The organism is Pseudomonas sp. P4_C8 (genome assembly GCF_056401975.1).
The window spans coordinates 59,151-82,553 of sequence record NZ_JBFUIH010000030.1 but is presented as its reverse complement, the minus strand read 5'-3'; the positions used below and the strand labels follow the sequence as shown (position 1 = coordinate 82,553).

Below are 23,403 nucleotides of genomic sequence, written 5' to 3'. Positions count from 1 at the left end.
CTTCCTGAAACACTGCATCGTCTGATTTCGCGACTGCTGCGCAGCCGAACGCAGGCTTCGCCAGCTGCTACAAAAATTGCGTTGCCGCATAAATTGCTTAACTGATCGGCATTAGGCATGACCACGGTCATTGCGCCCCGAACACCATCGTCCAATACACGCCTTTATCACTGCGTGCTTGCGCCGCATAACCTGCGCCGACTTGAGTAAACATCGGGTTCATCAGGTTCGCACAATGTCCGGGGCTGGCCAGCCATCCCGCCATGGCCTTGCTCGGTGAACTCTGCCCGGCGGCGATGTTTTCGCCGATCTGCCTACCACGAAAGCCTGCAGCCCTCGCTCGATCCGCTGGCATATCACCGTCGGGGTCCTGGTGTGCGAAGTAATTGCCGTAGGCCATGGCCTTGCTGTGCCCTTGTGCGGCGGCGCCGAGAGCGGGGTTCCAGCCAAGTGGTCGCGCGGCGGCGAAGCGCTGGCCGCCACACATCCGGGGTTTGGAGCGTGCTGCGTTGACCTGAGCCAACAATGCTTTGCTGACCGCTCGCGAATCGCCGATCTGACTGTCGAGCACTGGCCGCGCCAGCACCACTTGCCATTCGGTCCTGGAGCGACTGACGCCAATGTCGGCGTACTGGCCGTCCAGCAGCGCCCCGCAGTAATCGTCCTGCAGCCTATCGAAGGCTTCATCGGCATCCTGTGCGCCGACCACTCGAATGCTGCGTACCGCCACCGCTGAATAGCCGGAATCTTTCAGCCGTTCGCGCAAACCGCCGCCATAGCCGATCGGCAGCGCCAGGCTGGAGTTCAGCGCCAGCGGTGCCAGACGCTGGGCCGGGCGTCTGTCGCAACGTTGCGGGTGGGCACGATAGTCGTTGATCGCCGCTACCAGTTGACGTTCGCCATTGGCATGAGCGGGGGCGGCGGATAGAGCAAGTACAGGCAAGAAACACAGCGAGGCGCAGCGCAAGGCGAGGACGGTCGGGTGCATGAGGCGGACAGCTCTGATGAGAGGAGGGGGGTAATGGGAATTCACGGCGGGAGTAAGACTGGGGTTTGCACACTAGGTTCAGGAGGGCGAGGGGCAAAAAGAGCGGCTTTGCCTACCGCATGTCGCAAATTGCTAAAAGTCCCGGTCCGGCGTTAAACATGTGGCGGCCGCGGTCGATAGCGTTTTCATAACGCCGACGTGGCAACAGAGGGCTTCACCGTGTCGATAAAACTCCGTTTACTCTTGTTGATTGGCACCAGTGTGCTCACCGCGCTCATCGTGAGCCTGGTCAGTTACGTGGGAAATACGCAGATGGCTGAAGCGGCGAATGAAAACGAGGTCAGCATGACCGCGCTGCGCAATCACCTCGAAGCCGACATGATGCATGACGCCCTGCGCGCCGACGTGCTGTCGGCGATGTTGGTGGGCCTGGGAAAAAGCACTAGCAGCAAAGCCGAGGTGCACAGTTCCATCGAGGAGCATGCGCAGCATTTTCGCGAAGTGCTGGGCGAAAACCTCAAGCTGCCGGTCAACGACACCCTCAAAGTTGCACTGAACAAGGTCAAACCGAGCCTCGACACCTACATCAGCGCGGCCGAGCGCATCGTCGGCCTGGGGCTGGAAAATCCCGAAGCGGCGCAGAAAGAGTTGGGCGCCTTCAATACCGTGTTCAGCCAACTGGAAGACCAGATGGCGGCCCTCAGCGAGTTGATCGAAACCAACACGCAGCAGACCAGCCAAGGCACTGCGCAAGCCATCCAGAGCGCCAAATTCACCCTCGGCATCGTGCTGGTCGCCAGCCTGGTGTTGCTGCTCGTTCAGGGACGCTGGGTGATGCTGAGCATCATCGGGCCATTGCAGACCGCCAGCCGGATTGCCCAAAGCATCGCCCATGGCAATTTGAGCAAACCGATTGCCGAACCGACGCAAAAAGACGAAGCCAGCGCATTGATCCGCAGCCTGGCGACCATGCAGCGCGACTTGCGCGGCATGATCGAGGTGGTGCGCAGCAACGCTCACGGGGTGAGCGGCATGAGCGATCAATTGAGCAGCGGTTGCCATCAGGTCGCCGACAGCAGCCAGCAGCAAAGCGCCGCCGCCAGCACCATGGCCGCTGCCGCCAGTGAAATGACCGCGAGCATTGAGGAAATCACTCGCCACGCTGAACGTGCACTGGACATGGCCAATCAAGCCGAGTCACTGGCCAAGGATGGCGGCCGTGTAATCCATCAGGTGGTCCAGGACATGGACGGCATTGCCCGTTCCGCGCAGCAGTCGGCTCAGGTGATCCGTACGCTGGACAAGGAGTCCGAAGGGATTTTCAACATCATTCAGGTGATCAAGGGCATCGCCGATCAGACCAACCTGCTCGCGTTGAACGCCGCCATCGAAGCCGCCCGTGCCGGCGAGCAGGGCCGTGGCTTTGCCGTGGTCGCCGATGAAGTGCGCAGCCTTGCTGGCCGCACCAGCGCCTCCACCCAGGAAATTGCCAGCATGGTCGCGCGTATCCAGCAAAGCACCCGCGAGGCGGTGACCAGCATGGAAGCCGGCGTGGCGCAGGTCGACAAAGGCATGGCCGTGACCGCCGACGTCGAGCGCGCGATTCGTCAAATCCTCGACGCGACGCTCAACACCACGCAACTGGTCAACGACATTACTCGCACCATCGGCGAGCAAAGCCTGGCCAGTAACGAAATCGCCCATCAGGTGGACATGATTGCCGGGATGTCGGAAGGCAACAGCAAGGTGATCGGGCGGACCGCGTCGACGACCGATGAGCTGTCGAGTCTGGCAGGCAAGCTGTCGCAGTCGGTGGATCGGTTTCGGCTCTGACGGATTTCAACGGCAGGCATCTGGCCCGCACGCCTTCCCGCTCCCACGCTGTTGCGTGGAAGCGGGGGGAGAGGTTTTTAGATAAGTTCACCGCAGAAAATATCGTGATTGCCATCGGCCGGGCTATCGCGCACCACCAGCGAGTAATGGCCGGAACGCAGCGTGTCATAAGGCAGAGGCACAGTCTTCTGGAGATGGATTCCTTCTGTTTCGTTGAAGTTGTTAGTAATGACTCTGTTGAGTGAATAGGCCGGTTTCGGCTCATGCTTGGCACAGCTTCCCGAGTAGACATAGGTATACAAGTGCGCCGGAACCAAAGTGCCATCGGGTACACCACCCACGAACAATGAGAGCTCCGTTTCATTACTGTTCAAGGGGGTTAGAACGGCCTGAGCGATATGCCCGGCATTGTAAGTAGTTGCGTTCAAGGGAACGGCGTCGATCTGCTTCGGGGTTGCTACAGCCACGGAGATGCATCCTGCCGCTACCATCAACGCCAGCGAAGATACGATTTTCATCGTAGAACCTCCTGCCTTACAAAGGCGCGTTGAAGTGATTCCCCCTGTAAATTTTAGTCGTCTATACAAACCCAGGCTTTCTTCGGATAGTCGGTCTAATAGCGATTGGATATGTACCACGGTACTCGAACGGTCTTACGGGTTGCCTCTGATGTCTTAGAGCTGATGTCTTAGAGGTATTTATCCGTCACAGCCCCTTCCGAAGCACTCGACACGGTCTTCGCATACTTCGCCAACACCCCTCGCTTGTATTTGGATTCCGGCCGCACCCAACGGCTCTTACGCTCGGCCAACACTGCATCGGAAACATCCACTGTAATCTGCCGGGTTTCGGCGTCGATGGTGATTTTGTCGCCGTCTTCAATCAACGCAATCGGCCCGCCTTCAAAGGCTTCCGGCGTGATATGCCCCACAACAAAACCGTGCGAGCCGCCGGAGAATCGACCGTCAGTGATCAACGCGACATCTTTACCCAACCCCTTGCCCATGACTGCCGACGTCGGCGAGAGCATTTCGCGCATGCCCGGTCCACCCTTGGGCCCTTCGTAGCGGATCACGATGACGTCGCCGGCCTTGACCTCGCCATTGAGAATCCCGGCTAGCGCACCTTCTTCACCGTGATAAACCCGGGCCGTGCCTTCAAAACGCAGGCCTTCCTTGCCCGTGATTTTGGCCACCGCGCCAGTGGGTGAGAGGTTGCCGTGCAGCACCACCAGATGTGAGTCCTTTTTGATCGGCTTGTCGAAGGGCAGGATCACGTCCTGGCCTTCGGGGTAATCGGGTACGTCTTTCAGGTTTTCAGCCAGGGTCTTGCCGGTGACCGTCAGCACGTCACCATGCAACATGCCGGCGTCGAGCATGCGTTTCATCAGCGGCTGGATGCCGCCAATGGCCACCAGTTCGCTCATCATGTATTTGCCGCTGGGGCGCAGGTCGGCGACGACAGGCGACACCTTGCCCAGCTCGACGAAGTCGTCCAGCGTCAGGTCGACATCCACGGCATTCGCCATGGCCAGCAAGTGCAGCACCGCGTTGGTCGAGCCGGCGAGGGCGATGACCACGCGAATTGCGTTTTCAAAGGCTTTGCGGGTCATGATGTCGCGCGGCTTGAGATCCAGCTTGAGCAATTCCATGACCTGCTGACCGGCGCGGAAACTGTCTGACGCCTTATCGCTGCCAACCGCGTCCTGAGAACTGGAACCGGGCAGGCTCATGCCCAACGCTTCAATGGCTGAGGCCATGGTGTTGGCCGTGTACATCCCGCCGCAGGAGCCGGGGCCGGGAATCGCCACTTCCTCGATCTGTTTGACCTGGATTTCGCTGATATCCCCCCGCGCATGCTGCCCCACGGCCTCGAACACGGAAATGATGTCGGTGTGGCCGGCGCCCGGGCGGATGGTGCCGCCGTACACAAAGATCGACGGACGATTGAGCCGCGCCATGCCGATCAGGCAGCCCGGCATGTTCTTGTCACAGCCGCCTAAGGTCACCAGGCCGTCAAAGCCTTCGCAACCGACCACCACCTCAATCGAATCGGCGATCACCTCGCGCGACACCAGCGAGTACTTCATGCCTTCGGTGCCATTGGCGATGCCGTCGGAAATGGTGATGGTGTTGAAAATGACGCCTTTGGCGCCGGCCGCGTTGGCGCCTTTTTCGGCCTCAAGGGCGAGCTTGTCGATGTGCATGTTGCACGGCGTGACCATGGCCCAGGTGGACGCGATGCCGATCTGCGGCTTCTTGAAGTCGGCATCGGTGAAACCCACGGCACGCAGCATGGCGCGTGCGGGCGCGGCTTCGACGCCGTCGATGACTTGAGAGGAGTATTTGCGCAGATCGTCTTTGTCGCTCATGACTTTTGCTCACATCAGCAGACCGTATCGGCAAGGATTGAAGTCTAGACCCGGGTGCCGCAAAAATCAGTTTGCCGATGCACACACCTCGCGAACACATTCGCGTAACCACCGATGCGCCGAGTCCGCATCCATGCGCGGGTGCCAGAGCATGGAGATCGTGATTGGTGGCGTCGGGATCGGCAGTAGAAAACTGTGGAGTCCGGCGCGCAGGTTTTGAGTATGTCGCTCAGGCACGGTCGCGATCAGGTCCGAGGCGCGGGCCAGTGCCAGTGCGGCAGAAAAACCGCCAACGATGGTGACGATGTCTCGCTCCAGTCCCAATGCTTTCAAGGCGTCATCCATCGGCCCGCTGTCCCGCCCGCGTCGCGAGACCAGGATGTGTCGGCCAGCGGCGTAACGGGCGGCTGTGATCTCGCCGTCGCTCAACCCGTGTCCAGCGCGCACCACACCGATAAAACGATCCTGAAACAACGCGCGGGTGCGCACTTCGGGGCTGGTGGTGTCGCCCACCACGCCGGTTTCCAGATCGACCGTTCCGTCACGCAGCAGTGCGCTGTCCTTGTTGAGTTTCTGCACGAACTTCAGGCGCACGCCGGGCGCTTCCGCGCTGAGGCGAGCAATGAGCGCCGGGCCGAAGTTTTCGACGAAGCCGTCGCTGGTGCGCAGGGTGAATGTGCGAACCAAGTGCTTGAGGTCGAGTTGCTCGGCCGGGCGCAACACCGCTTCGGCGTGCTGGACCAATTGGCTCACTTGCTCGCGCAGTTCAAGCGCTCGCGGCGTCGGCACCAGCCCACGGCCGGCGCGCACCAGCAAAGGGTCGCCGGTGGTTTCACGCAAACGCGCCAGCGCCCGGCTCATCGCCGACGGGCTCAGGCGCAAGCGCTGGGCGGCGCGCGCCACGCTGCCTTCGGTGAGCAGGGCATCGAGGGTAATCAGCAGGTTCAGATCGGGCGTGGTCATGGCTGAACGTTAGCATGACTGTGCCGTGACATGGCGTTGTGTGCAGGTATCAAGTGCAAACGCTGCGTCTTCCGCCCTGTCAGCCACGCGCATACGCTGAAAGCCACTCTTTCAGAAGCGGCCACCTCATGAAAACCCTCATTCCATCCACCCCGGTCCGTTGGGCGCTCGCCAGCCTTTCACTGTCGATGTTGATGCCTTCCCTCGACACCAGCATCGCCAATGCCGGATTGCCGACATTGGCGCAGGCCTTTGGCGTAGCGTTTGAAGACGTGCAGTGGATTGTCTTGGCTTACCTGCTGGCGATCACGACGTTGATTGTCAGTGTCGGACGACTTGGTGACCTGGTCGGTCGCAAACGCTTGTTGTTGAGCGGCATCGTCATTTTCACCCTGGCCTCACTCGCCTGTGGGCTCGCGCCTTCCTTGGGCTGGCTGGTCGCGGCCCGCGCCGTGCAAGGCCTTGGCGCGGCGATCATGTTGGCGCTGACTGTGGCGTTTGTCGGGGACACGGTGCCGAAGGCGCAGACCGGCAGCGCCATGGGCTTGCTTGGAACGATGTCGGCGATGGGCACCACGCTCGGTCCATCCCTGGGTGGCGTGTTGATGTCCGGTTTTGGTTGGCAGGCGATTTTTCTGGTCAACGTGCCGTTGGGCGTTCTGAACTTTGTGCTCGCGTATCGTTGCTTACCGGCGGATCGGCCAGTGGCTCGGCGGGGTGGATTCGATTTTCCGGGGATGCTGCTGTTGGCGCTGACGCTCGGTACGTATGCGTTGGCCATGACTTTGGGTCATTGGGGGTTGTTGCTGGTCGCGGGTGTCGGCGCCGGGACTTTCCTGTTTATAGAGGCGACGTCCAGATCGCCTTTGATCCGGTTGGCGCTATTGCGTGAACGTGGACTGAGTGCAAGCCTGGCAATGAGCGCGTTGGTGTCGACGGTGATGATGGCAACGCTGGTGGTCGGGCCGTTCTATCTCTCGGGTACGCTGGGGCTGAACGCGGCGCTGGTCGGGCTGATCTTGTCAGTCGGACCGCTGGTGGCGGCGCTGGCCGGCGTTCCAGCGGGTCGTCTGGTAGACCGCTTTGGCGCGCAGCGCATGACTGTGTTCGGGCTCTCCACCATGGCGCTCGGCGCTGGGGCGTTGTCGATCATGCCGGCGGGTTTCGGCATTCCCGGCTATGTCGCGCCTATCGCGGTGATCACCGCTAGTTATGCGTTGTTTCAGGCGGCCAACAACACCTTGATCATGGCGGGCGTCAGTACGGATCAGCGGGGTGTGATCGCCGGGTTGCTCAGCCAGTCGCGCAATCTGGGGCTGATCACCGGCGCCTCGGCGATGGGCGCGGTGTTTGCCGGCAATGGCATGCGGGTCACGTTTTTGGTTGCGGCAGGGTTGATCGTCCTGGCGTTGGCCATCGCGTTACGTGCCCAAAAACGCCAGCCCGCCGCCATCCCTTGTAGGAGCTGGCTTGCCAGCGAAAGCGGTGGATCAGTCGATATAAATGTTGACTGACATGCCGCTTTCGCGGGCAAGCCAGCTCCTACAGGGGACTATGCGGTGAGTCAGCCTTCGTCATCCTTATGCTCAATCGGCCGCAGTTTGAACCGGCAGACATTGCCGCCCCGGACCATGCATTCCGTATGGTCGACCTCACCACCGCCCAATGCACCAATCAAGGCCAGGTCCAGCTCGCACACCACCGGATGAGCGGCAGCGAGGCGGTGGAACACGCAGTTGTGCGCGACGATTTCCTTGTCGCCCGAGGAGCGAAAGATCACCTCGGCTTCGTACCCGGCCTGATTCATGTGCTGCACGATTTTGGCTTCGTCCACCACCTGTTGCTCACGGTCCAGCGCCAGTTTGCGGCCCATGCTGCGCATCAGCGACGCGAGCGCCTCGGGGCCGATGATGTCGGCCACTTCGTCGATCAGGACGCTGGCCAGCAGTTGATACTGGCGCGGAAACAGCTCCTTCGCATGCTCGGTGAGACGATACAGCTGCTCTGGACGCCGACCTGTCGGGCGCGTGTCCCCGCGCAGGACCAGGCCGGCACCCTCCAGCGCCGCCAAGTGCTGGCGAATCGCGGTGCGGGTGACGGCCAATTGCTCCGCCAGCTCGTCAATGCTCATGCCGTTCGCATGGTGCAGCAGCGCATTGAGCAAGTCCTGCTGGGTGCGGCCCAGTCCTTCAAGCATGACGTGTCCTCGCTCGGTTTCAGAATTTGTCCGGGAACTGTTTGACCAGTGCCGCCGTCAGTGCGTCGGCCAACGCCTGTATATGAACGCGCATCATGTGCCAGGTGCTGGCTTCGCCAGCATAGTCATGCGCGGCGATTTGATCGATCTGACTGACATGGTGTCCGCCGTGGGCCGACAGCATTGTGACCAATGTGCTTTCAGGCAAGTTGGGGTTGGCTTTGGCCAGGAAAGCCGCGATGGCCTTGGCATTGCTGGTCAATTCGGCAACGGCGGCCTGCTTGCCTTTCGCATCTTTGGCGACGGTGGCGTCGCTGTAGTGTTTCACCGCGGCCCAGTGACCGGCCAGCAGTTTGAGCAGCTGATCGGCGGCAGGCTGGCCGTAAAGCGGGGCGATGCTGTTGGCGATTTTGGTGGCGTTGTCGACGACCTGCTCAGCAGCGATTTTGGCTTGTGCCTTGTCGCCCGCCTGGTTGGCAATCACGTAGTCTCTGATCCAGAAAATATGCTCGACCCACAGGTCGCGCAACGCGAGGCGAGTGGTGAGGGCCGCGCTGTCGGCGGCGGGTGGTGTGGCGGGGGGAGTCTGGCTCCAGACGGGTTGAGCGCACAGAGCCAACAACAATAAAGCCAAGGTTTTGATATTCATCACGGCACCCTCTGTTCGTGGGATTGTTCGACAATATCAATTAGAGCATCAAAATATGTTTTTATTAGGCAGAAGTAAAACTTGCGGATCAACGGTCACGCCATCGATGTACCAGCGCAGCAGATGTGAAATCACCTCAACACAAAGTCCACCGGCGCCAGCACTGGAGGTAGCTGCGTTTCTCCCATCGCGGTCAAGATCTCCCGCTCGATGGTGCGCACGATCGCATCGAGCGGCAGATCGTTTTCGTCGCGACCAAAAGGGTCCTCCAGATCATCGCCAATCGCATCCAGGCCAAAAAAGGTGTAGCTGACAATCGCGGTGAAGATCGGTGTCATCCAGCCCAGGGGTTCGGCCATGGCGAAGGGCAGCAAGAAGCAGAAAAGGTAACTGGTGCGGTGCAGCAACAACGTGTAGGCAAACGGCAGCGGCGTGTGTTTGATCCGTTCGCAGGCGGCCTGTGCCTGGGTCAGGTGGGCCAGATGATTGGCCATGATCGTGTAACGCCATTCGTTGATCACCCCCGACTCGCTGAGCGCCGAACACTGCTGCCCGACCTGCAACAAAATGCTCCCGCTGAAGTCAGGCGCGTTGTCATTGGGGATCGGGTCGAGCCAGCGGCCACTCGCTGCCCGTTCGTTTTCCTGGCGCAGCTTGGCTTTCAGCGCATGGGCGAATCCGCACAAGTCACTCAAGATGGCGTTTCGCGTGTCGGCGTCCTTGATGATCGCGGTTTCGCGAATCATCGAACGAATCGCAACCATCACGTCGCCCCAGGCTTTGCGGCCTTCGTACCAGCGGTCGTAGCAGGCGTTGTTGCGAAAACTCATGAAGATCGACAGCGACAACCCCAGCAACGTAAACGGCGTTGCGCTGACTTTGGAAAAGTAGCTGGGGTGCATTGTTTCGATGAGCACAATAACCGAAGCCAGCAGCATGACCATCAGGCTGCGCAAGGCAATCCGTTTGGCAATCGAGCCCTTGATCGCGCTGAGGATATTGATGAAGTTCGGTTTGGGTCTGACGATCATGGAGTTCTGCCTTCAGGTATTTCGCGTCGCGCGCAGGCTAAGAGCAAGCAGGTGTGGAGTCCAATCACTCTCCGTTACCGTATGATCGATGCCGTCTATGAAGGGCCTCGTGATCATAATCCGTCGCCCAGTAATTTGAGGTATTCAGGGCTGTCGGAAAGGGAGTTATGACCCGCGTCCGGTATCACCTTCAGCGTGGCTACGCCGGGGGCGAAATGGGTGTAGAGCTGCTGCGTACTCGAACGCGGTATGACATCGTCATGCCCGGCGGCGATCAACAACGTCGGCACTGTGATGTGTGCCGCGTATCGCCACGATTCGTACCGATCCTGTAGCAGCCACTTCACCGGAAACAACGGGAAGCGCTGTTTGGCGAGGCTTTCCAGGCTGTTGTAAGGCGTGATCAGGATCAGCCGCGAGGCGGGGCGTTGGCTGGCCAGGCGCACGGCAACGCCCGAGCCCAGGCTGCGACCGACCACTGCAATATTCGGATGGCGGTTGTAGACCGTGTCAAACAAGGTCAGGGCATCGTGCGCAATCGCCTCTTCGGACGGCGAGCCGGTACTGCCGCCGTACCCTCGGTAGTGCATCAAGTACAGCGCATGCTCGGGAAACGCCTGGGAAAAATCGGCCAGGTTGCGAGAGACATCCTCGGCATTACCACCAAAGTAGATCAGCGCGTTCGGGCCGTCATGCGGCCTGACTGAAACCTGCACCTGCGCGTCCTCGACAGTCAGCGTCAGTAGCGAAGCGGGTGTTGCGATGGCACTGGGTTGCGGGAAGTAGATCAAGGCGCGCTGAAACACGAACAACGCCGCACACAGCGCCAGGTACAACGCGGCAATGATGACGATGGAAAACGCCAGGGTTCTGAACATTCGACTAACTTTAGTGGGCGACATTGACCGCTCTGGAGTTGAGGTCCGCTAACACGTAATCAGTGCCAGAGCTTAGTTCAACGGTAGCGGGGCACGCCGGTTTGGGCCACACAGGCAGATACGATGAGCCACACTGACGGATACACGCGTCGACAACTACTCACGCTGGCTGCCGGTGCTTCGGCGGTTTTCACCTTCGATCGGGCGTTGGCAACCTCTGCGCCGTCGACGGAAACAGGAGGCAAGACCATGCTGACTCGCGCCATTCCCTCCAGCAACGAGCCATTGCCCATCGTCGGGTTGGGCACGTATCGCGGTTTTGATGTCGAGCCTTCCAGCCCCGCCTACAAACAATTGCCAGAGGTACTCAGCGCCTTGTTCAAAAAGGGCGGGACCGTTATCGACAGCTCGCCCATGTATGGCCGCGCCGAACAGACCACCGGTGAGTTGCTGTCGATCCATGAGCCGCGCTCGCCGGCCTTTCTCGCCACCAAGGTGTGGACCAGCGGCCGCGAGGAGGGCATCGCGCAGATGGAGCAGTCCTTTCGCTTGCTGCAAACCGATCGCATCGACCTGATGCAGATCCACAACCTGCTGGACTGGCAAACCCATTTGCCGACGTTGCGCCAATGGAAGGAACAAGGGCGCATTCGCTATATCGGCATCACCCATTACACGTCGTCGGCTTACGAAGAAGTGGAAGCGCTGCTCAAGGCAGAACCGTTGGATTTTTTGCAGATCAACTACGCCTTGGAAGATCGCGGTGTCGAGAAACGCATCCTGCCGCTGTGCCGCGAACGTGGCGTGGCAGTGATCTGCAACCGGCCCTTCGGTGGCGGTGGTTTGCTCGAACGATTGAAGGGCAAGCCACTGCCGGGATGGGCCGCGCAAGTGGGGGTCACCAGTTGGGCGCAACTGGCCTTGAAGTTCCTGTTGTCCCATTCTGCGGTGACTTGCGTGATCCCCGGCACCGGCAACCCGCGTTACATGGCGGACAATGCCGGCGCCGGTTTCGGGCCAATGCTCACGGGCGCGCAGCGTGAGCAATTGATCGATATCGTGCGTTAGGCGCGCGGGTAAAACCGTTGCGGGATGTCTTGCGCAAACGGGTAGAGCGAGAAATAAGGCTGGGCTTCGTCGATCACCCGCTGCACGGATGGCCTGTTCATCAGCCTGTCGAAATAGGCGCTCAAGTGGCCGTATTCATCAGGAATCCGCTCAAGCGTACTGGCATAGAAAAGTGCCGGGGCTGCTGCGCAATCGGCCAGGCTGAAATCCGCGCTGGCCAGCCAGGTGCCGTTCGCCAGTTGGCGGTCGAGCATGCCGTAGACGGTCTGTAGCGTGGAGCGTTGCTGGGTCAGATTGCCGTTCGCACCGATGATGCGATCCAGGACAATTTGTTGCAGTGGGGTCTGAAGATAGTTGTCGCAGATCCGGTCCCACAGACGGACCTCCAACGCAGTGTCCCAATCGCCCGGAATCAACAGTTTTTGCCCGGCAAAATAGCGATCCAGGTATTCAATGATGATCGAGGACTCCGCCACGTCGAACTGACCGGTGTGATCGCGAATGACCGGGAATTTGCCGATCGGCCATAGCGCCTGCAATTCTGCTTTCTCGGCCGCATTGCCCAGATCAATGATCCGTTTTTCGAAGTCGACCGCGTGTTCATAGAGCGCGATCAGCACTTTGTGGCAGTACGACGACAGCGGATGGTAATAAAGCGTCAGTGACATTTTTCAGCTCCTGCGGTGAAGTGGCCTCCATCAGCATAGTCACCGTCCGCGAGGGTCAGATGGCGGTGCTAGACTTTTCAGGTTAGACCGATCAGCCCTCACCGGTGGTGTGAGGACGAGAAAGCTGGAGGTATGTCATGACTGCTCAATCGCTGGACAGGGAGCACATCAGCGTTGTCATTCGCAATTACGTAGAAGGGATGGTGTTCGCCGACGAAGTGCTGCTGCGGCATGCGTTTCATCCCGCTTGTCACATCATTGGCCACTACCATGGCGAGCTGGAATGGTCGTCGCTGGATGACTTTATCAGCGCTATCAAGGCCGAAGGGCCGGCGCCCAAAGAGGTCAAACCGTTCTGGGAAACGATCAGTGTCGATATCACGGGGGATGCCGCCGCCGTCAAAGTGATGGATGACTACATTGGCATGCGGTTCACGGATTATTTGTCGTTACTGAAAATCAACGAGCGCTGGATGATCGTTAACAAGCTGTATTACCTACACGAATAAAACTGCTGCCTGGGAACCAACGACTCCCAGGCAGGGTTTTTCGCTTAGCGGCGGTCCAGCCACACGGTCTGTGCATTGCAGAACTCGCGGACCCCGAAGTGCGACAGCTCGCGGCCGAAACCGCTTTTCTTCACACCGCCGAAGGTCACGCGCGGGTCGGAAGCACTGTAGCCATTGATGAACACACCACCGGTTTCCAGTTCGCCGGCCATCTGTTGGGCGAGCGCGACATTGCCGGTAAAAATGGTTGCAGCCAGGCCGAACTCACTGTCATTCGCCAGTTCCAGTGCGTGCGCAGCGTCCCGCGCCGTAATGATCGACGCGACCGGGCCAAACAATTCCTGTTTGAACGACGTCATTTGATCGGTGACATCGGCGAACACGGTCGGCTCATAGTAGTTGCCTGGGCCTTCAGCCTTCTTGCCGCCCATCAACAACGTTGCGCCTTCCTCAAGGGTGTCACGCACTTGTTGATCCAGTTCGTCACGCAGGTCAAAACGGGCCATCGGGCCGATGTACGTGCCGGCGGCCAGTGGATCACCGACCACCAGTTTGCCCGTGGCTTCGACGAACTTGCGCGTGAATTCCTCGACAATGCCTTGCTCGACGATCAAGCGCTTGGCCGCCGCGCAGACTTGCCCGGTGTTCTGGTAGCGGCCGATGACGGCGGCTTTGACCGCTTCATCGAGGTCGGCATCGTTGAGCACGATAAAGGGATCGGAACCGCCCAGTTCCAGCACGCATTTCTTCAACGCCGCACCGGCCTGAGCGCCGATGGCCATGCCGGCGCGCACGCTGCCAGTGAGGGTCACTGCCGCGATACGAGGGTCGGCAATCGCCGTGGAAACGCCCTCCGGCGTGACGTTCAGCACTTCAAAAACACCTTGAGGGAAATCGGCATTCTTGAAGGCTTCCAGCAGTAGATAAGCACTGCCCATCACGTTGGGCGCATGTTTGAGCACGTAGGTATTGCCAGCGATCAACGCTGGAACAGCACCGCGCAGCACTTGCCAGATCGGGAAGTTCCACGGCATCACCGCCAGAATAGGTCCGAGCGGGCGGTATTCAATGCGCGCCTTACCGCCTTCAACCAGCGTCGGTTCGGCGTTGAGCATGGCCGGGCCGTGTTCGGCGTACCACTCGCAGAGCTGCGCACACTTTTCGATTTCGCCGCGGGCCTGGGTGATCGGCTTGCCCATTTCCAGGGTGATCATGTTGGCCATTTTGTCGGCACTGTCGCGCAGTGCCCGAGCGAGGGCGGTCAGCAACTGCGAGCGTTGCTCGACGGCTGTTTTGCGCCAGACGCGAAACCCGCCAGCGGCCCGCGACAGGGCGGCTTGCAGAGCCGATTCGGACTCGAAAGGGTAATGGCCTATCTGCTCGCCGGTGGCCGGGTTGATCGAAATCGCATGGGTAAGGCTGGAAACGCTGGTCATGGCACCGTCCTGCTGGGTGGGAATGCGATCAGGTTACGGTGGTGTTAATTTTCTGGAAACTGAATAATACTGAGCATAACGTTCACGTTTGGAGAATGATTTGGATCTGGTTCAGCTGGAAATTTTCAAGGCGGTTGCCGAGCACGGCAGCATCAGCGTCGCCGCGCAGCATATCCACCGGGTGCCCTCCAACCTGACGACGCGGATCAAGCAGCTGGAACTGGATCTGGGCGTGGACCTGTTTATCCGCGAGAAAAGCCGCCTGCGTTTGTCGCCAGCCGGCTGGAGTTTTCTCGACTATGCCCGGCGCATTCTCGACCTGGTTCAGGAAGCCCGCGCCACCGTGGCAGGGGAAGAGCCGCAAGGCGCGTTTCCCTTGGGTTCACTGGAAAGTACGGCGGCGGTGCGTATTCCCGAGTTGCTGGCAGCCTACAACCAGAAACACGCCAAGGTTGAACTGGACCTGTCCACCGGCCCTTCGGGGACCATGATCGACGGCGTGTTGTCTGGCCGCCTGGCCGCCGCATTTGTAGACGGACCGGTGCTGCACCCGGCACTGGAAGGCGTGCCGGCGTTTGAGGAAGAGATGGTGCTGATCGCACCGCTCAACCATTCGCCGATCCATCGCGCGCAGGATGTGAACGGCGAAAACATCTACGCCTTCCGCTCCAATTGCTCGTACCGGCACCATTTCGAAAGTTGGTTTACCAAGGACGCGGCGGTGCCCGGCAAGATCTTTGAAATGGAGTCCTATCACGGCATGCTGGCCTGCGTCAGCGCCGGTGCCGGCCTGGCGTTGATGCCGCGCAGCATGCTGGAAAGCATGCCGGGGTGCACCACGGTGAGTATCTGGCCGTTATCGGAGTCTTTCCGTTATTTGCGCACCTGGCTGGTGTGGCGCCGAGGCACGGTGTCCCAGAGCCTGACCATGTTTGTGCGCTTGCTGGAAGAGCGAGGCGTGGTGCAACCACAACCCTGAGTTCACCCCATAACCCTGTAGGAGCTGGCTTGCCAGCGAAAGCGGTGGGTCAGTCACATCGATGCTGGATGTGCCGCCGTCTTCGCTGGCAAGCCAGCTCCTACAGGGGACCGTGTTGGTCATGGGGTCGCCACCCCCTCGGCCTGGCCGGCAAACCATTGCATGATCAGCGCGCACGCCGGATGTGTCGCGGCCGAGGGTTGCAGGCATAGCGAATAGCATCCTCGGGTCTTCAAGGGATGACCAAACGGGACGATGAGCACACCACGCTCGATCGACTCCTCAGCCAGGGTCATGTCCGTCATTGCCACACCCAGACCACGCGCGGCGGCATCCAGCGCCAACTCATCGAGGTTGAAGGGGATGTGGCGGTAGTCCTCCAGCGACTGGCCACCATTGGCTGCCAGCCAGTCGATCCACGCCTGCTTGTCCGCCGAACGATGCAGCAGCGCGAAGCCGCTCAGGTCCTCCACCGAGACCAGTGGCCGGGTCGGACTGCCGAGACCGGGGGCGCACACCGGAATCAGCGCTTCCTCGAACAGGGTCAGGCAGGCGGGATCATTGGACGGCTCAGGCAGATAGAGGATGTAAGCGTCACTGTCGCTGGCCGGCTCGACAATCTCGGTGGCCACGGTCTCGATCGACAGGGAAATGTCCGGATGATGACGATAGAAGTCGCTCAGCTTCGGCAACAACCAGCGAACCGCCAGCGACACATGCATGCGTATGCGGAAGGGGCGTTTTTGCGGGGACAGTCGATCTTCGAGGGTTTTCAATTGCTCAAGGATAGTGCGCGCACTGCCCAGCACCAACTCACCCTCCGGCGTCAGGCGAAGGCTGCGACTGCTGCGCACAAACATCGGCACGCCAAAGTGGCTTTCCAATTGCTGGATTTGTCGGCTGACGGCGCTTTGGGTCAGGCACAGCGTTTGCGCCGCTTGCGTGAAGCTGCCGGCTTCAGCGACTTCCACCAAGGCTTGCAAGGCTTGGAGATTAGGTGCGTGGCGAATTTTATCCATGCGTTTTCAGAATGGCTCAATGATTTTATAACGTTGGTTGTATCACCGAAGACCTAATAGATTCTAGCCCTGACGGCCACCATCAATCATCGTCTATGCGATTGCTGCATGCGAAGGCCGGAACGACAGTCAAGGCAGGTGATGCATGAAAAATGAATGTGGCTGGATCGCGCAAACCGAGAGTGTACCGGCGCGTGATCGTCTGAGCGGTTCGCAAAAAGCCGATTGGCTGGTGATCGGTGCCGGCATCACCGGCCTGAGTGCCGCCCATGCCCTCGCACAATTGCACCCTCAGGCGCGCATCGTGGTGGTCGACCGCCAGCGTGCGGCGCAAGGCGCCTCCGCGCGCAATTCCGGCTTTGTAGTGGCCCACGAACACCCAGGCAACGATGAGTTGATCGGCAGCGCCGGGTTCGCCGAATTTGACGTCGATACCACGATTTCACGCACCGCCAGCGCGGAAGTCCGCACGATGATTGCGCGTCACGGCATTGAGTGCGACTTCAAAGACTCCGGCTATTTCTTCGCCGTCAGCGATCCGGGCAAATTGACCCACGTCGAGGCCAAGCTGCAAACGCTGCGGGCACTCGGGGCTTCTGCGCAGTTTCTGGAAGGTGAACAACTGGCTCAAAAACTCGGCACCCGGCATTACCGCGCGGCAATCTGGTGCGGCAATGGCAACGCGCTGCTGCAACCGGCGAAGTACGTGAAAGGCTTGCTCGATGCGGTGCCCCAGACGGTCACGGTTTACGAAAACACCGACATCACCGGCCTCGAGCGTCTGGGTAAAGGAGGTCTGCGGGCCAACGGTGTCGAGGGCAGCATCGAGGCGAAACGGGTGTTGGTCTGCCTGAACGCCTTTGTGCCTCGTGCAGGCATCCAGGACAGCGGCACGTTTGCCATGGAACTCAGCGCCAGCCTCACGCGGCAGTTGAGTGACGCCGAGTTTCGCGAGATGGGCAACGTCGAACCTTGGGGTGTTTTGTCCACCCGTCCCCTGGGCGCCACAGTGCGGCTGACCCCGGATCGTCGGGTGATGATCCGCAACACGGCGGAATACCGTTCGCGGGATTTGTCTGCCAGTGAGCTGTCGATCCGCCGCCAGCACCATGTGCTCGGCTTACAACGACGTTTTCCCTGGCTGGGCGAGCAAGACATCCAATACACCTGGACCGGACACCTGAGCGCCTCGCGCTCCGGGCAACCGTATTTTTCACAGGTGCAAGAGGGCGTATTTGCCGTGGCCGGCTGCAATGGTTCCGGCGTGGCGCGCGGCACCCTGTGGGGGCGGTTGCTCGCCGAACTGGCGTCGGGCGTTGACTCGCCGATGCTCGATTCGGTGATGCGCAGGGCCCAACCCGGCTGGCTGCCGCCGCGCCCCTTGCTCGACATCGGTGCCATGCTGCGGATGCGCGTAGAGGCCATCCGGGCAAAGTCAGAAATCTAGAAATCCGCTTATCACAAAAGAACAAAAAGGTGATTGAACATGCGCGTTAACACTATGCCCTTGATGGTCCTGCTCACGACGTTTTCGGCAGCCACGTATGCCGACGAACAGGTCAATATTTCCAACTGGAACGGCTACATCGCCGACGACACCCTGGTCAACTTCACCAAGGAAACCGGGATCAAGGCCACTTACGATATTCACGACAGCAACGAAGTACTGGAATCCAAGTTGATGACCGGTAACACCGGTTATGACGTGGTCAGCCCGTCGAACCATTTCCTGTCCCGACTGATCAAGGCCGGGGCGATTCAGAAACTCGACAAAAGTCAGCTGCCAAACTGGAAGAACCTTGACCCTGCATTGATGAAAAAACTCGAGGTCAATGACCCCGGCAACCAGTACGGCTATCCGTATATGTGGGGCACCGCGGGTATTGGCTACAACGTCGAGAAAATCAAAGCGATCTTCGGCAACACCGACGTCACCCGTTCCTGGAACCTGTTTTTTGATGAAAACAACATCAAGAAGTTGAGTGAATGCGGGGTGGCGATTATCGATAACCCGACACAGATCCTGCCGATCACCCTCAATTACCTCGGTCTGCCGCCTCACAGTCACGACCCGGCGGATTACAAGAAAGCCGAGCAGGCCTTGCTGAAAATCAGGCCCTACGTGCAGTACTTTCATGCCTCCAAGTACATCAGCGACCTGGCGAACGGCAATGTCTGTGCGGTGATCGGTTTCAATGGCGATGTGGTGCAGGCCGCTGCCAGCGCCAAGGAAGCCAACAACGGTATCAACATCGCCTATTCGATTCCTGACGAAGGCTCGACGCTGTGGTTCGACATGGTGGTCCTTCCCAAGAGCGCACCCCACGAGAAGAATGGCTACACCTACATGAACTACCTGCTGAAGCCGCAAGTGATTGCCAACATCAGCAACAGCATTCATTACGCCAACCCCAACAGTGCCGCGGATGAGTACGTGGTGCCCGCCGTGAAGCAGGACCTGGCGATCTACCCGCCAAAAAGTGTGCTGGATAAGTTGTTCACCGTAGAGGAACTGCCCGCGGCCATTGCGCGGTTGAGTACCCGGTTGTGGACCAAGTTGAAGACCAATACCTGATGAACGTTGGGTCCCGTTGCCGGGACCCAAGGCATTACTTCAGAGTGCGCGTTTCGGCAGTTTCCAGTTCGGCCGGACGAAATGGCAGGTGTAGCCATTGGGCACTTTTTCGAGGTAGTCCTGATGCTCCGGCTCTGCCTGCCAGAACGGGCCGGCGGGGACGATTTCCGTCACCACCTTGCCAGGCCACAGACCGGACGCATCGACGTCCGCCGCAGTGTCCTCGGCTACGTCGCGCTGTTCTTCGTTGAGATAGAAGATCGCCGAGCGGTAGCTGGCGCCAATGTCGTTGCCCTGACGATTGGCGGTCGAAGGGTCGTGAATCTGGAAGAAGAACTCCAGGATCTGGCGATAACTGATCACCGCCGGATTGAAGATGATCTCGATGGCTTCCGCATGGGTGCCATGGTTGCGGTAAGTGGCGTTGGGCACGTCTCCGCCCGAGTAACCGACCCGGGTAGACAGCACGCCGGGGATTTGTCTGATCAAATCCTGCATGCCCCAGAAGCAGCCACCGGCCAGGATCGCGGTTTCGGTTTGCGTGGTCATAGCTTTCACTCCTCAGTATTCATTGATTTGATCAGGTTGTTTCGCAGTTTTACGATTGCTTTCTGCATCTGCGTGAACTCGTCCGCCGTCAGGCCCGTTGCGCCGGCGAGGCCCGTTTCCGGGCGGCCTTCGCGCAAGGCTTTGCCTTCCTTGGTCAGGTTGATGCGCACCTGACGCTCATCCTCGGGGTCGCGCTGACGTTGCAGGTAGCCCATCGCTTCGAGCTTTTTCAGGATCGGCGTGAGCGTATTCGACTCAAGAAACAGCTTTTCGCCCAGGCTGCCGACGGTCTGATTATCTTCCTCCCACAACGCCACGATGGTGATGTATTGCGTGTAGGTCAGGCCGAGTTTTTCGAGGATCGGCTTGTAAGCCTTGCCGAAGGCGAGGTTGGTGGAATAGACCGCAAAACACAGAAAGTCAGAGAGCTTGTGGCTCGCGGGTGCCGCTGGGTCGGTGGGTTTCATCTGTCACCTCATTCGTCAAAGACTGCTGTCGCGCAGGGCTGAAATATACCTCGTGTGCGATGGTGTCGTGAGAGCGATAAATCCAAAGTTGATCAGCGGCAGGTGGCGGGCTCGTCGAACAGCTCGAACCCGCCGCGCCGGACATCACGCCGTGAGCACGTTCAAGTCCACGTCGATGTTGCCTCGAGTTGCTTTCGAGTACGGGCAGATTTGGTCAGCGGTGTGGGCCAGCGTTCTCGCGATGTCGTCCGCCAGGCCTGGCACGCGCAGCGTCAATCGCGCCTGGAGGAAGTAATCCTGACCGGTCTGACCGACATCGACTTCGATGTCGACGGACAAATCCGCCGGCAGCACCACGTTCATGTCATTGGCCACCAGCCCGACGGCGGCGGTGTAGCAGGCCGACCAGGCACCGGCGAAGAGTTGCTCGGCAGTCGGGTGCGGCTGGGTCGCGGCGAACACATGCGAAGGCGTGGTGTTGCCGGGCGACGAGAGCGCGATATCAAGGCTGCCGTTATGGCCGCGCGAAGTGTGGCCGGTGCTGCTGGCGGTGGTGTGGGTTTTGCCGGTGGCCAGGACTTTTTCAATCTTGCTCATGATGATTCCCTAAGAGTTTGGTGATTTGTGTTTCGTATGCGTTTATATCGCATGCGATATATATTGGGTTTTTAGAAGCCAATGACTGGCTCGGTTACACGGTTCTTCAAGCCGTGAGGACGTTAATGGCCACGTCGATGTTACCGCGCGTTGCTTTCGAGTACGGGCAGATCTGATCAGCGTCGTGTGCCAGTTTCGTCGCGACCTCGTGCGACAGGCCAGGTGCGCGCAGCGTCAGTCGAGCCTGAAGGAAGTAGGCCTCGCCGGTCTGGCCCAGGTCGACTTCGATGTCCACCGCCACATCAGAGGGCAGTTCGACGTTCATTTGCTTGGCGGCGAGGCCGACGGCGGCGATGTAGCAGGCCGACCAGGCACCGGCGAACAACTGCTCGGCTTTAGGGTGTGGCTGGGTGGCTTCGAATACATGCACAGGGGCTGCGCTGCCAGGTGAAGAAAGCTGAATGTCGACGGTGCCGTTATGGCCGCGCGACGTGACGCCAGCGGCGCTCATTTTGGTGTGGGTCTTGCCGGAGGCCAGGACTTTTTCGATCTTGCTCATGGGATGAATCCTCAACGTTGCAATAGGTTTGATTTCTGTGTCGCATACGTTTGTATCGTATGCGATTTAATAATATTCCCGCAGACTCCCATCGGTGTCAAGGGGGAGCAGGGCGCCTTCGCGACGAGTGGTCAGAAACGAAAAAGCCCGCTTTACGCGGGCTTCGGATTTCGAGTAGGTGGCCAGTGCTGGTTTCTGGCTTACAAGGTTTATCAGGACTCTGACAGAACAGTGTTATGTACTTCTGCTTCACACGGCGTAAGGGCTGGATCTCAGCGCGGAGATCTTTCTAACCGTGTACCCTTCGGGACGTGCCCCACGTCTCCTTGCTATCCGCTTGCGCATCAGTCTGCGTCTTCACCTACACCTTGATAATAGCAAAGCATGCGCGGTGTAAAGCGTGCTTTTTAGACCGATTCCATCCTTTTAAAAGCGCCGCAGGACGGAAAAATACTATCGGTACAGCCTGCCCCAAAAGACAGGCTGTCACACGGGGGCGGATCAAATCAGCTTGATCTCGACATCGATGTTGCCACGGGTTGCTTTGGAGTAAGGGCAGGTTTGGTGGGCAGTGTCCACGACGGCTCGGGCGACCGCCGGATCCAGGCCCGGAAGGCTGACATTGAGGCGTGCCTGGAGGAAAAAAGCGTTGTCCGTCTTGCCCAGGTCGATTTCGGTATCCACGGCAACGTCGCTCGGCAGAGTCACCTTCAACGCAACCGCCGCTTTGCCCATTGCGCCGATAAAACAGGCCGACCAACCCGCCGCCAGCAGCTGTTCCGGATTGGTGCCGCTGCCAGAGGAACCGGGTGGAGACAGCTTGATGTCCAGACGTCCGTCCGAACTTTTCGACTGACCGTCACGGCCGCCGGTGGTATGGGTTTTACCGGTGTACAGCACAGTATCGTTTTGATTGATCATGGCAGGTTCCTGCTAAGGGTAGGGGCTTCATCATTCAAGTCGCTGGGTTCTGGGAGGCCCTTGCGACGAAGCCCACTTTTGCACCCTCATGTCGTGCGTGTGTGTCTTGAACCGGCCGTTGTGTAACGCTGTGTAAGATCCGCGCCGAACATACAGTTCGATACAAATCTGCGCGTCGCAGCGCATCTGATAGCGAGCGGGGGAAGTGATTGATGACGTGGAACGAAATCAATAAAGCAAACAAACGATTACCGGGAAAGCGAGTTCTTTTTCATGAAGATCAAGAACGTCTTTCCCGGTAATCCGTGAAGCGCTTTTTATGAGTGAGTCAGGTTTGACTTCACCTTATTAGTAGAACCGATCAATCACCCGAACTTCGTTCTGGTTCTGCAACGATGCCCACGCCTGTTTCAGCGTTTGCAGAACATTACCGATGAAGTCCTTGTCGGCTGCGGCTTTCTTGCCGACATAGCCCTGGCCGCGACGGTACATCTTCAGTCGGGCGAGCAGGTTCTGGTTGTTCTGGTCGAACTCCGCTTCATGAGCGTGAGGCGACAGGCAGTCGATATGAACCTGGCCCGATTTGCTGATCCACAGAATGTGGCTGTCGAGGCTGTCTTTTTGCGCCGCGAACATACGAGCCAGTTCATCGATAGTAGGTTGATTGTTCAGATTCATAATATGCCCCTTGACCATTTGGTAATTTTTTTAAGTTGAGTCGCTAATACAAGTAGCCCATCGGTTAGTTGATCCCTGGCACCGAAACCAGGACGTCAGCGGTCGGCCGTCGAATTCAACGGGGTCCCGCGTCTGTTGCATGTAGTCGTGTTGAATAACTGCTACGCGTTAGCGTCACAACGAAGAGAAGCAGCGATAACCTTCTGGCCACTGCCGACTTTTGAGGGTCGGCCACAAGCTTCATGAGGATTGATCGCCAGCGCTTCTCGTCCTTGTACTGGACGTTCGGGCCAGGTCAGCTTCTTCAATCTGCCTTGTGGGCAGCGTGTATCCGGGAAAAACAGCTCGGCGGTCAGACGAGCTTGCTCAAACATGTTGCGGTACTCCCGATCGGGGAGATGTCTGCATCATGCAAGGGCAAATCGGAGGCGTCAACCGTTATGTAGTGATTTTTTTAAGTCACTACAT

25 protein-coding genes and 1 pseudogene are annotated in these 23,403 nt (G+C 59.1%); 8 read left to right on the top strand and 18 right to left on the bottom strand.

Features of this window, described 5'->3' with window-relative positions; all coding sequences use genetic code 11:
- Nucleotides 1–127 precede the first annotated feature (127 nt).
- The gene (locus AC1DWM_RS19510; RefSeq protein WP_452626980.1) at nt 128–988 is read right to left on the bottom strand and encodes a CAP domain-containing protein; all 861 of its coding nucleotides are present in this window, start codon (nt 986–988) and stop codon (nt 128–130) included.
- Between the two features lie 198 nt (nt 989–1,186).
- On the opposite strand from AC1DWM_RS19510, the pseudogene AC1DWM_RS19505 reads away from it, so the two are divergent.
- A pseudogene (locus tag AC1DWM_RS19505) lies at nt 1,187–1,963 on the top strand (MCP four helix bundle domain-containing protein); the annotation flags it as partial.
- Nucleotides 1,958–2,821, top strand: a complete 864-nt coding sequence (locus tag AC1DWM_RS19500) for a methyl-accepting chemotaxis protein (protein ID WP_411741825.1) — start codon at nt 1,958–1,960, stop codon at nt 2,819–2,821. The pseudogene AC1DWM_RS19505 and the gene AC1DWM_RS19500, both read left to right, overlap by 6 nt.
- A 77-nt stretch (nt 2,822–2,898) precedes the next feature.
- On the opposite strand, the gene AC1DWM_RS19495 is transcribed toward AC1DWM_RS19500, so the two are convergent.
- From AC1DWM_RS19495 to AC1DWM_RS19485, 3 genes are all read right to left on the bottom strand, one after another.
- Nucleotides 2,899–3,339, bottom strand: coding sequence for a hypothetical protein (locus AC1DWM_RS19495; RefSeq protein WP_223511258.1), 441 nt, complete (start codon nt 3,337–3,339; stop codon nt 2,899–2,901).
- 170 nt (nt 3,340–3,509) lie between these two features.
- Complete coding sequence (gene ilvD, locus AC1DWM_RS19490; protein ID WP_477795892.1) at nt 3,510–5,192, bottom strand: dihydroxy-acid dehydratase; 1,683 nt, start codon at nt 5,190–5,192, stop codon at nt 3,510–3,512.
- Nucleotides 5,193–5,258: 66 nt separating this feature from the next.
- Complete coding sequence (locus AC1DWM_RS19485) at nt 5,259–6,155, bottom strand: LysR family transcriptional regulator (RefSeq protein ID WP_477795891.1); 897 nt, start codon at nt 6,153–6,155, stop codon at nt 5,259–5,261.
- Nucleotides 6,156–6,283: 128 nt separating this feature from the next.
- Between AC1DWM_RS19485 and AC1DWM_RS19480 the strand changes: the two genes are divergently transcribed.
- Complete coding sequence (locus tag AC1DWM_RS19480) at nt 6,284–7,669, top strand: MFS transporter (protein ID WP_477795890.1); 1,386 nt, start codon at nt 6,284–6,286, stop codon at nt 7,667–7,669.
- Nucleotides 7,670–7,719: 50 nt separating this feature from the next.
- Here the strand turns inward: AC1DWM_RS19480 and AC1DWM_RS19475 are convergent, their stop codons facing one another.
- From AC1DWM_RS19475 to AC1DWM_RS19460, 4 genes are all read right to left on the bottom strand, one after another.
- Complete coding sequence (locus tag AC1DWM_RS19475; protein WP_223511253.1) at nt 7,720–8,352, bottom strand: helix-turn-helix transcriptional regulator; 633 nt, start codon at nt 8,350–8,352, stop codon at nt 7,720–7,722.
- Between the two features lie 19 nt (nt 8,353–8,371).
- Nucleotides 8,372–9,001, bottom strand: coding sequence for a hypothetical protein (locus AC1DWM_RS19470; RefSeq protein ID WP_223511252.1), 630 nt, complete (start codon nt 8,999–9,001; stop codon nt 8,372–8,374).
- A 131-nt stretch (nt 9,002–9,132) separates the two neighbouring features.
- On the bottom strand, nt 9,133–10,032 hold the full coding sequence (locus AC1DWM_RS19465; protein ID WP_223511250.1) for a bestrophin family protein: 900 nt from the start codon (nt 10,030–10,032) through the stop codon (nt 9,133–9,135).
- A 113-nt stretch (nt 10,033–10,145) separates the two neighbouring features.
- Nucleotides 10,146–10,934: an alpha/beta hydrolase gene (locus tag AC1DWM_RS19460; RefSeq protein ID WP_223511248.1), complete on the bottom strand. Its 789-nt coding sequence runs from the start codon at nt 10,932–10,934 to the stop codon at nt 10,146–10,148.
- Between the two features lie 99 nt (nt 10,935–11,033).
- On the opposite strand from AC1DWM_RS19460, the gene AC1DWM_RS19455 reads away from it, so the two are divergent.
- Nucleotides 11,034–11,978: an aldo/keto reductase gene (locus AC1DWM_RS19455; protein ID WP_477795889.1), complete on the top strand. Its 945-nt coding sequence runs from the start codon at nt 11,034–11,036 to the stop codon at nt 11,976–11,978.
- Here AC1DWM_RS19455 and AC1DWM_RS19450 read toward each other — a convergent pair.
- Nucleotides 11,975–12,646 (bottom strand): glutathione S-transferase family protein, encoded by a 672-nt coding sequence (locus AC1DWM_RS19450; protein ID WP_477795888.1) that lies wholly within the window; start codon nt 12,644–12,646, stop codon nt 11,975–11,977. The genes AC1DWM_RS19455 and AC1DWM_RS19450 overlap by 4 nt on opposite strands.
- Nucleotides 12,647–12,783: 137 nt before the next feature.
- Between AC1DWM_RS19450 and AC1DWM_RS19445 the strand changes: the two genes are divergently transcribed.
- Complete coding sequence (locus AC1DWM_RS19445; protein ID WP_223511245.1) at nt 12,784–13,155, top strand: nuclear transport factor 2 family protein; 372 nt, start codon at nt 12,784–12,786, stop codon at nt 13,153–13,155.
- A gap of 44 nt (nt 13,156–13,199) precedes the next feature.
- Here AC1DWM_RS19445 and AC1DWM_RS19440 read toward each other — a convergent pair whose 3' ends face one another.
- A complete protein-coding gene (locus tag AC1DWM_RS19440) occupies nt 13,200–14,591 on the bottom strand; it encodes an aldehyde dehydrogenase family protein (RefSeq protein ID WP_477795887.1) in 1,392 nt (463 codons plus the stop codon).
- A gap of 100 nt (nt 14,592–14,691) precedes the next feature.
- Here AC1DWM_RS19440 and ptrR point away from each other — a divergent pair, with 100 nt between their 5' ends.
- A complete protein-coding gene (ptrR, locus tag AC1DWM_RS19435; protein ID WP_223511243.1) occupies nt 14,692–15,570 on the top strand; it encodes a putrescine utilization regulator PtrR in 879 nt (292 codons plus the stop codon).
- A gap of 119 nt (nt 15,571–15,689) precedes the next feature.
- Here the strand turns inward: ptrR and AC1DWM_RS19430 are convergent, their stop codons facing one another.
- Nucleotides 15,690–16,589: a LysR family transcriptional regulator gene (locus AC1DWM_RS19430; protein WP_477795886.1), complete on the bottom strand. Its 900-nt coding sequence runs from the start codon at nt 16,587–16,589 to the stop codon at nt 15,690–15,692.
- A 145-nt stretch (nt 16,590–16,734) separates the two neighbouring features.
- On the opposite strand from AC1DWM_RS19430, the gene AC1DWM_RS19425 reads away from it, so the two are divergent.
- Nucleotides 16,735–18,036 carry an NAD(P)/FAD-dependent oxidoreductase gene (locus tag AC1DWM_RS19425; protein WP_477795885.1) on the top strand — a complete coding sequence of 434 codons (1,302 nt, stop codon included), beginning with the start codon at nt 16,735–16,737 and terminating at the stop codon, nt 18,034–18,036.
- Between the two features lie 39 nt (nt 18,037–18,075).
- Complete coding sequence (locus AC1DWM_RS19420; RefSeq protein WP_223511239.1) at nt 18,076–19,164, top strand: polyamine ABC transporter substrate-binding protein; 1,089 nt, start codon at nt 18,076–18,078, stop codon at nt 19,162–19,164.
- 39 nt (nt 19,165–19,203) lie between these two features.
- Here the strand turns inward: AC1DWM_RS19420 and msrA are convergent, their stop codons facing one another.
- From msrA to AC1DWM_RS19385, 7 genes are all read right to left on the bottom strand, one after another.
- A complete protein-coding gene (msrA, locus tag AC1DWM_RS19415; protein WP_223511238.1) occupies nt 19,204–19,713 on the bottom strand; it encodes a peptide-methionine (S)-S-oxide reductase MsrA in 510 nt (169 codons plus the stop codon).
- A gap of 5 nt (nt 19,714–19,718) precedes the next feature.
- On the bottom strand, nt 19,719–20,180 hold the full coding sequence (locus tag AC1DWM_RS19410; RefSeq protein ID WP_223511237.1) for a MarR family winged helix-turn-helix transcriptional regulator: 462 nt from the start codon (nt 20,178–20,180) through the stop codon (nt 19,719–19,721).
- Nucleotides 20,181–20,324: 144 nt separating this feature from the next.
- Nucleotides 20,325–20,777, bottom strand: a complete 453-nt coding sequence (locus AC1DWM_RS19405; RefSeq protein ID WP_223511236.1) for an Ohr family peroxiredoxin — start codon at nt 20,775–20,777, stop codon at nt 20,325–20,327.
- 106 nt (nt 20,778–20,883) lie between these two features.
- On the bottom strand, nt 20,884–21,336 hold the full coding sequence (locus AC1DWM_RS19400) for an Ohr family peroxiredoxin (RefSeq protein WP_223511235.1): 453 nt from the start codon (nt 21,334–21,336) through the stop codon (nt 20,884–20,886).
- Nucleotides 21,337–21,837: 501 nt separating this feature from the next.
- Nucleotides 21,838–22,257: an organic hydroperoxide resistance protein gene (locus AC1DWM_RS19395; protein ID WP_477795884.1), complete on the bottom strand. Its 420-nt coding sequence runs from the start codon at nt 22,255–22,257 to the stop codon at nt 21,838–21,840.
- Between the two features lie 348 nt (nt 22,258–22,605).
- Nucleotides 22,606–22,935: a hypothetical protein gene (locus AC1DWM_RS19390; RefSeq protein ID WP_007946256.1), complete on the bottom strand. Its 330-nt coding sequence runs from the start codon at nt 22,933–22,935 to the stop codon at nt 22,606–22,608.
- Between the two features lie 161 nt (nt 22,936–23,096).
- Complete coding sequence (locus AC1DWM_RS19385) at nt 23,097–23,309, bottom strand: hypothetical protein (RefSeq protein ID WP_223511233.1); 213 nt, start codon at nt 23,307–23,309, stop codon at nt 23,097–23,099.
- Between the last annotated feature and the right edge of the window lie 94 nt (nt 23,310–23,403).

Bases quoted from the DNA above. Each gene is read 5' to 3' on its own strand.
- AC1DWM_RS19510 (WP_452626980.1), bottom strand. From the start codon at position 988: ATGCACCCGACCGTCCTCGCCTTGCGCTGCGCCTCGCTGTGTTTCTTG.
- AC1DWM_RS19500 (WP_411741825.1), top strand. From the start codon at position 1,958: ATGCAGCGCGACTTGCGCGGCATGATCGAGGTGGTGCGCAGCAACGCT.
- AC1DWM_RS19495 (WP_223511258.1), bottom strand. From the start codon at position 3,339: ATGAAAATCGTATCTTCGCTGGCGTTGATGGTAGCGGCAGGATGCATC.
- ilvD (WP_477795892.1), bottom strand. From the start codon at position 5,192: ATGAGCGACAAAGACGATCTGCGCAAATACTCCTCTCAAGTCATCGAC.
- AC1DWM_RS19485 (WP_477795891.1), bottom strand. From the start codon at position 6,155: ATGACCACGCCCGATCTGAACCTGCTGATTACCCTCGATGCCCTGCTC.
- AC1DWM_RS19480 (WP_477795890.1), top strand. From the start codon at position 6,284: ATGAAAACCCTCATTCCATCCACCCCGGTCCGTTGGGCGCTCGCCAGC.
- AC1DWM_RS19475 (WP_223511253.1), bottom strand. From the start codon at position 8,352: ATGCTTGAAGGACTGGGCCGCACCCAGCAGGACTTGCTCAATGCGCTG.
- AC1DWM_RS19470 (WP_223511252.1), bottom strand. From the start codon at position 9,001: ATGAATATCAAAACCTTGGCTTTATTGTTGTTGGCTCTGTGCGCTCAA.
- AC1DWM_RS19465 (WP_223511250.1), bottom strand. From the start codon at position 10,032: ATGATCGTCAGACCCAAACCGAACTTCATCAATATCCTCAGCGCGATC.
- AC1DWM_RS19460 (WP_223511248.1), bottom strand. From the start codon at position 10,934: ATGTCGCCCACTAAAGTTAGTCGAATGTTCAGAACCCTGGCGTTTTCC.
- AC1DWM_RS19455 (WP_477795889.1), top strand. From the start codon at position 11,034: ATGAGCCACACTGACGGATACACGCGTCGACAACTACTCACGCTGGCT.
- AC1DWM_RS19450 (WP_477795888.1), bottom strand. From the start codon at position 12,646: ATGTCACTGACGCTTTATTACCATCCGCTGTCGTCGTACTGCCACAAA.
- AC1DWM_RS19445 (WP_223511245.1), top strand. From the start codon at position 12,784: ATGACTGCTCAATCGCTGGACAGGGAGCACATCAGCGTTGTCATTCGC.
- AC1DWM_RS19440 (WP_477795887.1), bottom strand. From the start codon at position 14,591: ATGACCAGCGTTTCCAGCCTTACCCATGCGATTTCGATCAACCCGGCC.
- AC1DWM_RS19430 (WP_477795886.1), bottom strand. From the start codon at position 16,589: ATGGATAAAATTCGCCACGCACCTAATCTCCAAGCCTTGCAAGCCTTG.
- AC1DWM_RS19425 (WP_477795885.1), top strand. From the start codon at position 16,735: ATGAAAAATGAATGTGGCTGGATCGCGCAAACCGAGAGTGTACCGGCG.
- AC1DWM_RS19420 (WP_223511239.1), top strand. From the start codon at position 18,076: ATGCGCGTTAACACTATGCCCTTGATGGTCCTGCTCACGACGTTTTCG.
- msrA (WP_223511238.1), bottom strand. From the start codon at position 19,713: ATGACCACGCAAACCGAAACCGCGATCCTGGCCGGTGGCTGCTTCTGG.
- AC1DWM_RS19410 (WP_223511237.1), bottom strand. From the start codon at position 20,180: ATGAAACCCACCGACCCAGCGGCACCCGCGAGCCACAAGCTCTCTGAC.
- AC1DWM_RS19405 (WP_223511236.1), bottom strand. From the start codon at position 20,777: ATGAGCAAGATTGAAAAAGTCCTGGCCACCGGCAAAACCCACACCACC.
- AC1DWM_RS19400 (WP_223511235.1), bottom strand. From the start codon at position 21,336: ATGAGCAAGATCGAAAAAGTCCTGGCCTCCGGCAAGACCCACACCAAA.
- AC1DWM_RS19395 (WP_477795884.1), bottom strand. From the start codon at position 22,257: ATGATCAATCAAAACGATACTGTGCTGTACACCGGTAAAACCCATACC.
- AC1DWM_RS19390 (WP_007946256.1), bottom strand. From the start codon at position 22,935: ATGAATCTGAACAATCAACCTACTATCGATGAACTGGCTCGTATGTTC.
- AC1DWM_RS19385 (WP_223511233.1), bottom strand. From the start codon at position 23,309: ATGTTTGAGCAAGCTCGTCTGACCGCCGAGCTGTTTTTCCCGGATACA.